13 protein-coding genes, 1 tRNA gene and 1 pseudogene are annotated in these 13,383 nt (G+C 56.0%); 9 read left to right on the forward strand and 6 right to left on the reverse strand.

All coding sequences use genetic code 11. The features are described 5' to 3' along the window. Window positions 1–13: 13 nt before the first annotated feature. The 5 genes from KB890_RS17860 to KB890_RS17880 all read left to right on the forward strand — a co-directional run bounded on the left by KB890_RS17860 (window position 14) and on the right by KB890_RS17880 (window position 4,833). A complete protein-coding gene (locus KB890_RS17860; protein WP_000427619.1) occupies window positions 14–1,018 on the forward strand; it encodes an IS110-like element IS5075 family transposase in 1,005 nt (334 codons plus the stop codon). 275 nt (window positions 1,019–1,293) lie between these two features. Beyond that, window positions 1,294–1,770: an urease accessory protein UreE gene (gene ureE, locus KB890_RS17865; RefSeq protein ID WP_004181345.1), complete on the forward strand. Its 477-nt coding sequence runs from the start codon at window positions 1,294–1,296 to the stop codon at window positions 1,768–1,770. 1 nt (window position 1,771) lies between these two features. Continuing rightward, window positions 1,772–2,446 carry an urease accessory protein UreF gene (locus tag KB890_RS17870; protein ID WP_004195728.1) on the forward strand — a complete coding sequence of 225 codons (675 nt, stop codon included), beginning with the start codon at window positions 1,772–1,774 and terminating at the stop codon, window positions 2,444–2,446. 8 nt (window positions 2,447–2,454) lie between these two features. Next, window positions 2,455–3,072, forward strand: coding sequence for an urease accessory protein UreG (ureG, locus tag KB890_RS17875; RefSeq protein ID WP_002916877.1), 618 nt, complete (start codon window positions 2,455–2,457; stop codon window positions 3,070–3,072). Window positions 3,073–3,225: 153 nt separating this feature from the next. After that, window positions 3,226–4,833: a purine-cytosine permease family protein gene (locus KB890_RS17880; RefSeq protein ID WP_004181356.1), complete on the forward strand. Its 1,608-nt coding sequence runs from the start codon at window positions 3,226–3,228 to the stop codon at window positions 4,831–4,833. Window positions 4,834–4,877: 44 nt separating this feature from the next. On the opposite strand, the gene tsaD is transcribed toward KB890_RS17880, so the two are convergent. Beyond that, window positions 4,878–5,891 (reverse strand): tRNA (adenosine(37)-N6)-threonylcarbamoyltransferase complex transferase subunit TsaD, encoded by a 1,014-nt coding sequence (gene tsaD, locus KB890_RS17885; RefSeq protein ID WP_002916879.1) that lies wholly within the window; start codon window positions 5,889–5,891, stop codon window positions 4,878–4,880. 237 nt (window positions 5,892–6,128) lie between these two features. On the opposite strand from tsaD, the gene rpsU reads away from it, so the two are divergent. The 3 genes from rpsU (at window position 6,129) to rpoD (ending at window position 10,261) form a co-directional block, all read left to right on the forward strand. After that, window positions 6,129–6,344 (forward strand): 30S ribosomal protein S21, encoded by a 216-nt coding sequence (rpsU, locus tag KB890_RS17890; RefSeq protein WP_001144069.1) that lies wholly within the window; start codon window positions 6,129–6,131, stop codon window positions 6,342–6,344. A gap of 111 nt (window positions 6,345–6,455) precedes the next feature. Beyond that, the gene (dnaG, locus tag KB890_RS17895) at window positions 6,456–8,201 is read left to right on the forward strand and encodes a DNA primase (RefSeq protein WP_004149864.1); all 1,746 of its coding nucleotides are present in this window, start codon (window positions 6,456–6,458) and stop codon (window positions 8,199–8,201) included. A 218-nt stretch (window positions 8,202–8,419) separates the two neighbouring features. Beyond that, complete coding sequence (rpoD, locus tag KB890_RS17900; protein WP_004174339.1) at window positions 8,420–10,261, forward strand: RNA polymerase sigma factor RpoD; 1,842 nt, start codon at window positions 8,420–8,422, stop codon at window positions 10,259–10,261. A 99-nt stretch (window positions 10,262–10,360) separates the two neighbouring features. Here the strand turns inward: rpoD and mug are convergent, their stop codons facing one another. Then, on the reverse strand, window positions 10,361–10,867 hold the full coding sequence (gene mug, locus KB890_RS17905) for a G/U mismatch-specific DNA glycosylase (protein WP_002917636.1): 507 nt from the start codon (window positions 10,865–10,867) through the stop codon (window positions 10,361–10,363). Between the two features lie 124 nt (window positions 10,868–10,991). Here mug and KB890_RS17910 point away from each other — a divergent pair. Continuing rightward, window positions 10,992–11,067: transfer RNA gene (locus KB890_RS17910), tRNA-Ile, on the forward strand. 98 nt (window positions 11,068–11,165) lie between these two features. Here KB890_RS17910 and KB890_RS17915 read toward each other — a convergent pair. The 4 genes and pseudogenes from KB890_RS17915 to KB890_RS17930 form a co-directional block, all read right to left on the reverse strand. Then, the gene (locus KB890_RS17915; RefSeq protein ID WP_001280435.1) at window positions 11,166–12,011 is read right to left on the reverse strand and encodes a DUF4942 domain-containing protein; all 846 of its coding nucleotides are present in this window, start codon (window positions 12,009–12,011) and stop codon (window positions 11,166–11,168) included. Between the two features lie 96 nt (window positions 12,012–12,107). Further along, entirely contained in the window at window positions 12,108–12,350 is a 243-nt protein-coding gene (locus KB890_RS17920; protein WP_166635458.1) for a DUF957 domain-containing protein, read from the reverse strand. Further along, a pseudogene (locus tag KB890_RS17925) lies at window positions 12,317–12,595 on the reverse strand (DUF5983 family protein); the annotation flags it as partial. The pseudogene KB890_RS17925 and the gene KB890_RS17920, both read right to left, overlap by 34 nt. Before the next feature lie 48 nt (window positions 12,596–12,643). Further along, on the reverse strand, window positions 12,644–13,348 hold the full coding sequence (locus tag KB890_RS17930; RefSeq protein WP_001067858.1) for an IS6-like element IS26 family transposase: 705 nt from the start codon (window positions 13,346–13,348) through the stop codon (window positions 12,644–12,646). Window positions 13,349–13,383 lie beyond the last annotated feature (35 nt).

Below are 13,383 nucleotides of genomic sequence, written 5' to 3' on the forward strand. Positions count from 1 at the left end.
TCGGAGAACCATCATGGAAAACATTGCGCTTATTGGTATCGATCTGGGTAAGAACTCTTTCCATATTCATTGTCAGGATCATCGTGGGAAGGCCGTTTACCGTAAAAAATTCACCCGACCAAAGCTAATCGAATTTCTGGCGACATGCCCGGCAACAACCATCGCGATGGAAGCCTGTGGCGGTTCTCACTTTATGGCACGCAAGCTGGAAGAGTTAGGGCATTTTCCAAAGCTGATATCACCGCAATTTGTCCGCCCATTCGTTAAAAGCAACAAAAATGACTTCGTTGATGCTGAAGCTATCTGTGAAGCAGCATCACGTCCATCTATGCGTTTCGTGCAGCCCAGAACCGAATCTCAGCAGGCAATGCGAGCTCTGCATCGTGTCCGTGAATCCCTGGTTCAGGATAAGGTGAAAACAACTAATCAGATGCATGCTTTTCTGCTGGAATTTGGTATCAGCGTTCCGCGAGGTGCTGCCGTTATTAGTCGACTGAGTACCCTTCTTGAGGACAGTAGTTTGCCTCTTTATCTCAGCCAGTTACTGCTGAAATTACAACAGCATTATCACTATCTTGTTGAGCAGATTAAAGATCTGGAATCTCAGTTGAAACGAAAGTTGGACGAAGATGAGGTTGGACAGCGCTTGCTGAGTATTCCCTGCGTTGGAACGCTGACTGCCAGTACTATTTCAACTGAGATTGGCGACGGGAAGCAGTACGCCAGCAGCCGTGACTTTGCGGCGGCAACAGGGCTGGTACCCCGACAGTACAGCACGGGAGGTCGGACGACATTGTTAGGGATTAGCAAGCGGGGCAACAAAAAGATCCGAACTTTGTTGGTTCAGTGTGCCAGGGTATTCATACAAAAACTGGAACACCAGTCTGGCAAGTTGGCCGACTGGGTCAGGGAGTTGTTGTGTCGGAAAAGCAACTTTGTCGTCACCTGTGCTCTGGCAAACAAGCTGGCCAGAATAGCCTGGGCACTGACGGCGCGACAGCAAACTTACGAAGCATAAAGGCAGAAATACACCAGTTTAAACAATCATTCATCTGGTTTTGCGAATACTGATATTGATGATACTAACGGCCCACCGGCCTGTTGAGGAACCTGTAAAACGGAAAGGCTCATTGAAGCCGTATATTTTCTGGAGGTTCATCAGGCGCGGAACTCATCGAGGCGCGGGAATAAAATCCCATTCAGACGCCGGATAGATTCAAGCAAGCCAACTTGTCGTCAAAATCGGTGTTGCAAAAACGGGAGTGACCATAGATTCTGTTTTAAGGAGAGCGGATGCTTTATTTAACTCAACGTCTGGAGATCCCCGCCGCCGTGACCGCCAGCGTTACGCTGCCGATTGATGTTCGCGTCAAAAGCCGGGTTAAGGTCACCCTCAACGATGGCCGGGAAGCCGGCCTGCTGCTGCCCCGCGGCCTGCTGCTGCGCGGCGGCGATGTGCTCAGCAACGAAGAAGGCACCGAGTTTGTGCAGGTGATTGCCGCTGATGAAGGGGTGTCGGTAGTGCGCTGCGACGATCCGTTTATGCTGGCGAAGGCCTGCTACCACCTCGGCAACCGTCACGTGCCGCTGCAGATCATGCCGGGCGAGCTGCGCTACCATCACGATCACGTGCTGGACGATATGCTGCGCCAGTTCGGCCTGACGGTGACCTTTGGCCAGCTGCCGTTCGAGCCGGAAGCCGGCGCTTACGCCAGCGAGAGCCACGGTCATCATCATGCTCATCATGACCACCACGCTCACAGCCACTAGCATGTCGACAGCGGAACAACGCCTGCGGCTGATGCAGCTGGCCAGCAGCAACCTGCCGGTAGGGGGTTACAGCTGGTCCCAGGGGCTGGAGTGGGCTGTGGAAGCCGGCTGGGTGCCGGACGTCGCGGCCTTCGAGCGCTGGCAGCGACGCCAGATGACGGAAGGCTTTTTTACCGTTGACCTGCCGCTGTTCGCCCGCCTGTACCGCGCCTGCGAACAAGCCGATATCGCTGCGGCCCAGCGCTGGACCGCCTATCTGCTGGCCTGCCGGGAAACTCGTGAACTGCGGGAGGAAGAGCGCAACCGCGGCGCGGCGTTTGCCCGTCTGCTGAGCGACTGGCAGCCGGACTGTCCGCCGCCGTGGCGCTCCCTGTGCCAGCAAAGTCAGCTCGCCGGGATGGCCTGGCTCGGCGTGCGCTGGCGTATCGCCCTGCCCGAGATGGCCCTCAGCCTGGGCTATAGCTGGATTGAGAGCGCCGTGATGGCCGGCGTCAAGCTGGTCCCCTTCGGCCAGCAGGCCGCCCAGCAGCTGATTTTACGTCTTTGTGACCACTACGCGGCCGAGATGCCCCGCGCGCTGGCCGCGCCGGACGGCGATATCGGATCGGCCACCCCGCTCGCCGCCATCGCCTCTGCCCGGCATGAAACCCAATACTCTCGATTATTCCGTTCCTAGGAGAAGCCATGAACTCTTATAAACACCCGCTGCGCGTCGGCGTCGGCGGCCCGGTCGGTTCCGGTAAAACCGCTCTGCTGGAAGCACTGTGTAAAGCGATGCGCGATACCTGGCAGCTGGCGGTGGTCACTAACGACATCTATACCAAAGAAGATCAGCGCATCCTCACCGAAGCGGGCGCGCTGGCGCCTGAACGCATCGTCGGTGTGGAAACCGGCGGCTGCCCGCATACGGCGATCCGCGAAGATGCCTCAATGAACCTCGCCGCCGTGGAAGCGCTGAGTGAAAAGTTCGGTAACCTCGACCTTATCTTCGTGGAAAGCGGCGGCGATAACCTGAGCGCCACCTTCAGCCCGGAGCTGGCGGATCTGACCATCTACGTCATCGATGTGGCCGAAGGGGAGAAGATCCCGCGCAAAGGCGGACCGGGGATCACCAAATCCGATTTCCTGGTGATCAATAAAACCGACCTTGCCCCCTATGTGGGCGCGTCGCTGGAGGTGATGGCGAGCGATACCCAGCGTATGCGCGGCGATCGCCCATGGACCTTCACCAATCTGAAGCAGGGCGACGGCCTGAGCACCATTATCGCCTTCCTCGAAGACAAAGGCATGCTTGGCAAATAGGCCTGTTGCACCAGCCGGGCGCAAGCGCGTCCGGATGGTGCAGCCTCTGCTCTCTCTTTATATCATCCTGCCTCCACCTCCGCGCCACGCCTGCCCTGCAATATGGCATAAGGTTTGCTAATTCAAGTCATGCCTAACCATTAAGGAATGACTATGTCATCACTGGATCTTAACCCTGAATTACCCGCGACAACGCGGACTTCCGGCTCCCGGGAAACCTTAGAAGATTACACCTTACGTTACGCCCCGCTGAGCTTTCGCCGCTGGGGTCCGGGCGTCGTCGCGGTCACCGCGCTGGGCGGCATCGCCTATCTGGCCGACTTTTCCATCGGCGCCAGCATCGGTATGGCCTGGGGCACCAGCAACGCCATCTATTCGATCCTGGTGGCGGCGCTGGTGATCTTCCTCACCGGCATTCCGCTGGCGATCACTGCCGCGCGCTACAACATTGACCTTGACCTGATCACCCGCAGCGCCGGCTTCGGCTATTTCGGCTCGGTGATCACCAGCATTATTTTTGCCGGCTTCACCTTTATCTTCTTCGCCCTCGAAGGCTCGATCATGGCCCAGGGCCTGCTGGTGGGCCTCGGGATCCCGCTGTGGATGGGATATCTGATCGCCACCCTGATGGTGCTCCCGCTGGTGGTCTATGGCATGAAAGCCCTGACCCGCCTGCAGGTGTGGACCACGCCGCTGTGGCTGGTGCTGATGGTGGTGCCGGTGGTGTGGCTGATTGTCAAAGATCCGCAGCTGGTGGACGGCTTCCTGCATTTCGCCGGTAAAAACAGCGCGTCGACGGTGGATATTACCGCCATCATGCTCGGCGCCGGGGTATGCCTGTCGCTGATCATGCAGATTGGCGAGCAAATTGATTACCTGCGCTTTATGCCGCCTAAGACCGCGGAGAATCGTAAAAGCTGGTGGCTGGCGGTCTTTTCCGCCGGCCCGGGCTGGGTGGTGTTAGGGGCGATCAAACAGATCATCGGCGCCTTCCTCGGCTTCTATCTGTTGACCCGTTTCCCGGCGGTGCACAATACCGAACCGGTGCAGCAGTTCGTCAGCGTCTTCGATAACCTGGTGCCCGGCTGGCTGGCCCTGACGCTGGCGGTGGTGCTGGTGGTGATCTCGCAGATCAAAATTAACGTCACCAATGCCTACTCCGGCTCGCTGGCGTGGACCAGCGCCTGGACCCGCACCACCAAACGCTATCCGGGACGGATTATTTTTGTGGTGGTCAACCTGGCGATTGCCCTGGCGCTGATGGAGGGCGATATGTTCAGCGCCCTGTCATGGATCCTCGGCTTTTACTCCAACTTCGCCATCGCCTGGGTCGTGGTGGTGGCGACCGACATCACCTTTAATAAAGGCTTGCTCAAGCTGGCGCCGGCGCAGCCGGAGTATCGTCGCGGCATGATCTACAACGTTAACCCGGTGGGCGTGGTCTCCTTTGGTCTGGCCGCCGGGCTGTCGATCTGCGCCTTCTTCGGTCTGCTGGGGGCGACGCTGGCGCCGTTCTCGCCGCTGATTGCGCTGGTCGTCGCCTTTGTCATGACCCCGCTGATGGGGCTCCTTACCCGCGGGCGCTACTATATTAAGCAGGTGGATGACGGCATCGCCGAGCCGCGCTATGACGCGGCGGGGAACGCCTCCACCACCGTGTATCAATGCGTTAGCTGTGAGGAAGAGTACGAGCGCCCGGACGTGATGCACTCGCACAAGCATCAGGGAGCCATCTGCTCGCTATGTAAAAGTATGGAGTAGTCAGGAAGGCAGGCCGACGTGACGTCGGCCTGTTTCAGGATGCGTTAGGCGGCAGGCAGCTCGGCCAGCGGCCAGCGCGGGCGAACCGTCACGCCGAGCTCGGCTTTGGCGCCGGTTTGCAGACGCACCATGCCGGCGTAGGCGATCATCGCGCCGTTGTCAGTACAGAACTCAGGGCGGGCGTAGAACACCTCGCCGCCGCGTTTTTGCATCATCTCCGCCAGCTTCGCCCGCAGGGTACGGTTGGCGCTCACGCCTCCCGCCATCACCAGACGCTTAAAGCCGGTTTGCTCCAGCGCGCGGCGACATTTAATCATCAGCGTATCGACGACCGCATCCTCAAACGCCCGGGCGATGTCGGCGCGGGTTTGCTCATCGTCGCCGTTGCTGCGAATGGTGTTGGCGGCGAAGGTCTTCAGGCCGGAGAAGCTAAAGTCCAGCCCCGGACGGTCGGTCATCGGCCGCGGGAAGACAAAGCGGCCTTCGGTGCCCTGGGACGCCATTTTCGACAGCATCGGCCCGCCGGGATAATCCAGTCCCAGCAGTTTCGCCGTCTTATCAAAGGCTTCGCCCGCCGCATCGTCAATCGACTCGCCCAGCAGTTCATACTGACCAATACCGGTGACGCTAATCAACTGGGTGTGGCCGCCGGAAACCAGCAGCGCGACGAACGGGAACGCCGGCGGATTATCTTCCAGCATCGGCGCCAGCAGATGCCCTTCCATATGGTGTACCGGGATCGCCGGCACGTTCCAGGCGAAGGCCAGCGACCGGCCAACGGTCGCCCCGACCAGCAGCGCGCCGACCAGGCCTGGACCCGCCGTATAGGCGACGGCGTCGATATCTTTCGCCGTCAGACCGGCTTCTTTCAGCGCCGCCTGGATCAGCGGCACCGTTTTGCGCACGTGGTCGCGCGATGCCAGCTCCGGCACCACGCCGCCGTAATCCGCATGCAGTTTCACCTGACTATACAATTGGTTGGCTAACAGACCTTGCTGGTCGTCATAAATCGCGATGCCGGTTTCATCGCAGGATGTTTCAATGCCCAGTACACGCATGAGTTGTTTTACCTCGCTTCAATACCGCGCAGTGTAGGTCCAATGACCGGCGATGTAAAACTTTGCTCACCCCTGGTGCTCTCTTCGTGTATACTCCTCACCCTTATAAAAGTCCCTTTCAAAAAAGGCGCCGGTGCTTTACAAAGCAGCAGTAGTTGCAGTAAAATTCCGCACCATTTTGAAATAAGCTGGCATTGCGGCCAGCGGCAAACCGAATTAATCAAAGGTGAGAGGCACATGCCGGTAATTAAAGTACGTGAAAACGAGCCGTTCGACGTAGCTCTGCGTCGCTTCAAGCGTTCCTGCGAAAAAGCAGGTGTTCTGGCGGAAGTTCGTCGTCGTGAGTTCTATGAAAAACCGACTACCGAACGTAAGCGCGCTAAAGCTTCTGCAGTGAAACGTCACGCGAAGAAACTGGCTCGCGAAAACGCACGCCGTACTCGTCTGTACTAATCTGTTGAGAGCGACGCTCTCAATTCAGACCGAGTTGTAGTTGTAAGGCCGTGCTTCCGAAAGGAATGCGCGGCTTATTTTCGTTTATAGTCATCAGAAATAACGGGGCTTATGGCTGGACGAATTCCACGTGTATTTATTAGCGATCTGCTTGCCAGAACCGACATCGTCGATCTGATCGATGCGCGGGTAAAGCTGAAAAAGCAGGGCAAAAATTTTCACGCGTGCTGTCCGTTCCATAACGAAAAAACCCCCTCTTTCACCGTCAACGGTGAAAAACAGTTTTACCACTGCTTCGGCTGCGGGGCGCACGGCAATGCTATCGACTTCCTGATGAACTACGACAAGCTCGAGTTCGTGGAAACGGTCGAAGAGCTGGCCGCCATGCACAACCTCGAAGTGCCTTATGAAGCAGGCAACGGACCCAGCCAGATAGAGCGCCATCAACGGCAGAACCTCTACCAGTTACTGGATGGTCTGAATGCGTTTTATCAACAGTCTCTGATGCAGCCCGCCGCCGATCCTGCGCGCCAGTACCTGGCGAAACGGGGGTTAAGCAGCGAGGTGATTACGCGCTTTGCCATCGGCTATGCTCCCCCAGGTTGGGATAACGTTTTAAAACGGTTTGGCGGCAATCAGGAAAACCGCCAGTCGCTTATTGATGCCGGCATGCTGGTCACCAACGATCAGGGACGCAGTTACGACCGCTTCCGCGAACGGGTGATGTTCCCCATCCGCGATAAGCGAGGCCGGGTGATTGGGTTTGGCGGACGGGTGCTGGGCGATGCCCTGCCGAAGTATCTGAACTCCCCGGAAACCGACATATTCCATAAAGGCCGCCAGCTGTATGGCCTGTATGAAGCGCAGCAGGATAACCCCGAACCACCGCGTTTGCTGGTTGTCGAAGGGTATATGGACGTCGTGGCGCTGGCGCAGTACGACATTAATTATGCCGTGGCCTCGCTGGGTACCTCGACCACGGCCGACCATATCCAGCTGCTGTTCCGGGTGACCAATAACGTCATCTGCTGCTACGACGGCGACCGGGCCGGCCGCGATGCCGCCTGGCGCGCGCTGGAGACGGCGCTGCCGTACATGACCGATGGTCGCCAGCTACGCTTTATGTTTCTGCCTGACGGCGAAGACCCGGATACGCTGGTGCGTAAAGAGGGCAAAGCGGCGTTCGAGGCGCGGATGGAGCAGGCTCAGCCGCTCTCCACGTTCTTGTTTAACAGCCTGCTGCCGCAGGTCGATCTGAGTACTCCGGACGGGCGCGCGCAGTTGAGCACGCTGGCGCTGCCGCTGATAACCCAGGTCCCGGGCGAAACGCTGCGCATCTATTTGCGTCAGGAGTTGGGCAATAAGCTGGGCATTTTAGATGACGCGCAGCTTGAACGATTAATGCCAAAACAGGCGGAAAATGGCGCGCCGCGTCCCGCACCGCAGCTAAAACGCACGACCATGCGTATACTGATAGGACTGCTGGTGCAAAACCCGGATCTGGCGCCGTTAGTCCCGCCGCTGGAGGGACTGGACTCGCGCAAAATGCCGGGGCTGAGCCTGTTCAGCGAACTGGTGAAGAGCTGTCTGGCGCAGCCTGGTCTGACAACCGGGCAACTTTTAGAGCAATATCGAGGCACAAAAGAGGCGGCAACCCTTGAAAAACTGTCGATGTGGGACGATATAGCAGATAAAGACATCGCTGAACAAACCTTCACCGACTCGCTCAACCATATGTTTGATTCACTGCTGGAACTGCGACAGGAAGAGTTGATAGCTCGCGATCGCACACACGGTTTAAGCAGTGAAGAACGCCGGGAGCTCTGGACCATCAGCCAGGAGCTGGCGAAAAAATAAATGACAGACAATATCCTTCACGTTGTATCAAAGCAGTAAGAAAACGCAGAACAACGTGAAGGAAAAGTATTTAACGGCTTAAGTGCCGAGTATCGATCGGGAAGCCCCCGACAGCCGCGCAGAGGCGCAGCGGCAATAATATAAGTACGCCCTCGCTTTAAATGTCGACAGCCCGTCTGCCGACACCAATCAAACGAATTAAGTGTGGATACCGTCTTATGGAGCAAAACCCGCAGTCACAGCTGAAGCTTCTTGTCCAACGTGGTAAGGAGCAAGGCTATCTGACCTATGCCGAGGTCAATGACCATCTGCCGGAAGATATCGTCGATTCCGATCAGATCGAAGACATCATCCAAATGATCAACGACATGGGTATTCAGGTGATGGAAGAAGCACCGGATGCCGATGATCTGATGCTTGCCGAAAACACCGCGGATGAAGATGCTGCCGAAGCCGCCGCGCAGGTGCTCTCCAGCGTGGAATCCGAAATCGGGCGCACGACCGACCCGGTGCGTATGTACATGCGTGAAATGGGTACCGTAGAGCTGCTGACCCGTGAAGGCGAAATTGACATCGCCAAACGCATCGAAGACGGCATCAATCAGGTGCAGTGCTCCGTTGCCGAATATCCGGAAGCGATCACCTACCTGCTTGAGCAGTACGACCGCGTTGAAGCGGAAGAAGCCCGTCTGTCCGATCTGATCACCGGTTTCGTCGATCCGAACGCCGAAGAAGATATGGCGCCAACCGCCACCCACGTTGGCTCCGAGCTGTCTCAGGAAGAGATGGATGACGACGAAGACGAAGACGAAGATGAAGACGCCGACGACAACAGCGATGACGACAACAGCATCGACCCAGAGCTGGCCCGTGAGAAATTCGCCGAGCTGCGTACCCAGTACGAGCTGACGCGCGACACCATCAAAGCCAAAGGTCGTAGCCATGCCGCCGCCCAGGAAGAGATCCTGAAGCTGTCTGAAGTCTTCAAGCAGTTCCGCCTGGTGCCGAAGCAGTTCGATTACCTGGTCAACAGCATGCGCAGCATGATGGATCGCGTTCGTACTCAGGAACGTATCATCATGAAGCTGTGCGTTGAGCAGTGCAAGATGCCGAAGAAAAACTTCATCACCCTGTTCACCGGCAACGAAACCAGCGAAACCTGGTTCAACGCCGCGGTGGCAATGAACAAGCCGTGGTCTGAGAAGCTGCTGGAAGTGAAAGAAGATGTGCAGCGCGGCCTGCAGAAGCTGCAGCAGATTGAAGAAGAGACCGGCCTGACCATCGAGCAGGTTAAAGATATCAACCGTCGCATGTCCATCGGCGAAGCGAAAGCCCGTCGTGCGAAGAAAGAGATGGTTGAAGCGAACCTGCGTCTGGTTATCTCTATCGCCAAGAAATACACCAACCGCGGTCTGCAGTTCCTCGACCTGATTCAGGAAGGCAACATCGGTCTGATGAAAGCGGTCGATAAGTTCGAATACCGTCGCGGCTACAAGTTCTCGACCTACGCCACCTGGTGGATCCGTCAGGCCATCACCCGCTCTATCGCGGATCAGGCGCGCACCATCCGTATTCCGGTGCATATGATTGAGACAATTAACAAGCTCAACCGTATCTCCCGTCAGATGCTGCAGGAGATGGGCCGTGAACCGACCCCGGAAGAGCTGGCTGAGCGTATGCTGATGCCGGAAGACAAAATCCGTAAAGTGCTGAAGATCGCCAAAGAGCCTATCTCCATGGAAACGCCGATCGGCGACGATGAAGATTCGCATCTGGGGGATTTCATCGAGGATACCACCCTCGAGCTGCCGCTGGATTCTGCGACCACCGAGAGCCTGCGCGCGGCAACGCATGACGTGCTGGCCGGCCTCACCGCTCGTGAAGCGAAAGTGCTGCGTATGCGTTTCGGTATCGACATGAACACCGACCACACGCTGGAAGAAGTGGGTAAACAGTTCGACGTTACCCGCGAACGTATCCGTCAGATCGAAGCGAAGGCGCTGCGTAAACTGCGCCACCCGAGCCGTTCTGAAGTGCTGCGTAGCTTCCTCGACGATTAATCGTCGCGGGGCATCGTCTACAGGCTGTTAAAAAGCTCCCTGCGGGGAGCTTTTTTTATGGCGTTCAGGTGGCCATCCCGGGAAAGTCGCCTCTCTCCGCTACTGGCCGCGGGTTGCCAGGGCATCGTCCAGTTCACGATAGGCCGCCACCAGCTTATCGAGCGTCGCCCGGTTTAAGCCGCTGGGATTAGGCAGCACCCACACCTGGGTCGTCCCGATGGTCATAGCCTGTTTCCCCCACTTCGCGCCGCGCTGGTTAAAGGCCAGCTCGAAGGCCTGCTTGCCGAGCACCGCCAGGGCCTGCGGCTGATACTCCTCAATTTTCCGCACCAGCTCACGGCCGCCGCTGCGTAACTCCTGCAAGGCGACCTCGCTGGCCTGCACCGTCGGACGCTCTACCAGCATGGTGATGCCGCAGCGCGTATCCAGCAGCTGCAGCTCCTCTTCCGGCCTGAGCTGCCGATCGGTGAACCCGGCCTGATGGATGACCTTCCAGAAGCGATTGCCAGGATGGGCAAAATGAAAGCCGGTATGGGCGGAGGACTTCCCCGGGTTGATACCGCAAAAGACAACGCGCAGGCCCGGCGCAAGGATATCGCTAATCATGTTTTCTCCGGCTGTATGGCTAAAACATGATTATAAAGGATTGAAAATGCATTGTTTATAAAAACAGCAGCTGCGCGCTTTACGCTGGATTGCAATCGCCAGTTACTTTATAATCCCTCGCCACGGCCCCTTAGCTCAGTGGTTAGAGCAGGCGACTCATAATCGCTTGGTCGTTGGTTCAAACCCAACAGGGGCCACCATACACAACAAAGGGTTAGCTAATAAACCAGCTAACCCTTTTTCTTTTTCCTTTGAATTGGGTCAGGTAATGGGTCAGGTAAGCTTTTTTCCATCTGACTCAGATGGCTGATAATTGTCCCGGATAACGCTTTGCAATGATGTCATTTAGCCGATCAACCAGTTCTGGTTTTCTGAATGTGATATGCGCGGAGCCCTTCTTAAAGTATCTGATGCTGAACATCTCATCTTCATAGCTCTCTTTACCCTGAACAGACTGAATGTGCTCATCCAGACGAATAGTGATGTTTTCCCGATTGTCGGGGATTGGTTTACCGCTGAACAGGTGCAACATTCTTTCCAGATCGGCGAGTCGGTCAGCCTGTTGTCCGGTGATAAGATGAAATCCCCACCGGTCCCATCTCACCAGATTGTTGACGATAATTTTACTGCCAAATTTACAGGGGCAATTGGTTTTGTAATTCCAGTTCAGCCCTCTGAAGACGTTGATCACCCCTCGCTCAAACACCTCATCCTTATTCTGGTGCAGTTGTTCAAATGTGCTCAGGATGTTCGCTTCGCTGATTTCCGGAAAATTATCGTACTCCAGTGACCGGTACCATGTCTCACGGGCCTGTGCATCCATTAAGGAAAGCATCCCGGAACGTTGCATCAAGTCACGCCAGATTTCACGATCGAGATTGTGTGTGATGGCTTTCATTGCCGTTTCAGGTTTCTCCATGAGCCAGCAGCCACAGCGAAAATCCTGTTTCATCGCCCAGTCCAGTGCGGTTTTACCGCCAATACTTTCGGTCATTGCTGAGATTTCAGCCAGTTGCCGGATAAGTGTGTTGATTTGCAGCAGTGTACTTTTTCGTACAGCCAGAATGTGGCGGATACTGGTTGAGCAGATAACGTCCGTATGCCCGTTGACTACTTCCGGACGGGAGGCTGTGATATCAGACATAATCGATATTCCTTTTTGCAGATAAATGAAAACGCCAGCCCTGTTCAGGCTGGCGTCAGTGGAATGAAGTCTGGTGAGTGAGATGATGAGTGAAACTCACCGGTTCGGGGGCTGAAGCTGCAGTTGGCGCAGGGTACGGATATCCTCCCTGGCCTGTTCAATACAGGACAACAGGGCTGTCGAATCCGTTTTATCCTCATCGTTGTCAAAGATAATTCCGGATTCACAGTCGATATTGTCCTGCAGCCACGCAATCAGAATATCCAGCGCTGTTTCCGTGGTTAATGATTTCATGTTGTTTCTGGTTACCAGTCGAAAGTGGGTAAATCCGGCAGACACCCGGCGCTGGCATCCAGATGAATAAGACTGACGCCATAACGCCGGATGAGAGTGACAACCAGACGGCGGAAGGTTTTTGACAGGCCCAGACGTTTAAGGTGTAGCACCGGATACGACAAAGCATCGGTACGTAACAGATACCCTCTGCCTGTAAAATGAATCCATTCTGATTCGCCGGTGTCATTCGTCTGATGCGACAGCGAGTACAGCCAGGTGTTGTCCGTTTCCGTGATATGTGCGGGGCACTGTTGCAAAGTTAGCGATGAGGCAGCCTTTTGTCTTATTCAAAGGCCTTACATTTCAAAAACTCTGCTTACCAGGCGCATTTCGCCCAGGGGATCACCATAATAAAATGCTGAGGCCTGGCCTTTGCGTAGTGCACGCATCACCTCAATACCTTTGATGGTGGCGTAAGCCGTCTTCATGGATTTAAATCCCAGCGTGGCGTTGATTATCCGTTTCAGTTTGCCATGATCGCATTCAATCACGTTGTTCCGGTACTTAATCTGTCGGTGTTCAACGTCAGACGGGCACCGGCCTTCGCGTTTGAGCAGAGCAAGCGCGCGACCATAGGCGGGCGCTTTATCCGTGTTGATGAATCGTGGGATCTGCCACTTCTTCACGTTGTTGAGGATTTTACCCAGAAACCGGTATGCAGCTTTGCTGTTACGACGGGAGGAGAGATAAAAATCGACAGTGCGGCCCCGGCTGTCGACGGCCCGGTACAGATACGCCCAGCGGCCATTGACCTTCACGTAGGTTTCATCCATGTGCCACGGGCAAAGATCGGAAGGGTTACGCCAGTACCAGCGCAGCCGTTTTTCCATTTCAGGCGCATAACGCTGAACCCAGCGGTAAATCGTGGAGTGATCGACATTCACTCCGCGTTCAGCCAGCATCTCCTGCAGCTCACGGTAACTGATGCCGTATTTGCAGTACCAGCGTACGGCCCACAGAATGATGTCACGCTGAAAATGCCGGCCTTTGAATGGGTTCATGTGCAGCTCCATCAGCAAAAGGGGATGATAAGTTT

The sequence above is a fragment of the Klebsiella sp. P1954 genome, assembly GCF_018199955.1.
Lineage (GTDB): Bacteria > Pseudomonadota > Gammaproteobacteria > Enterobacterales > Enterobacteriaceae > Klebsiella > Klebsiella pneumoniae.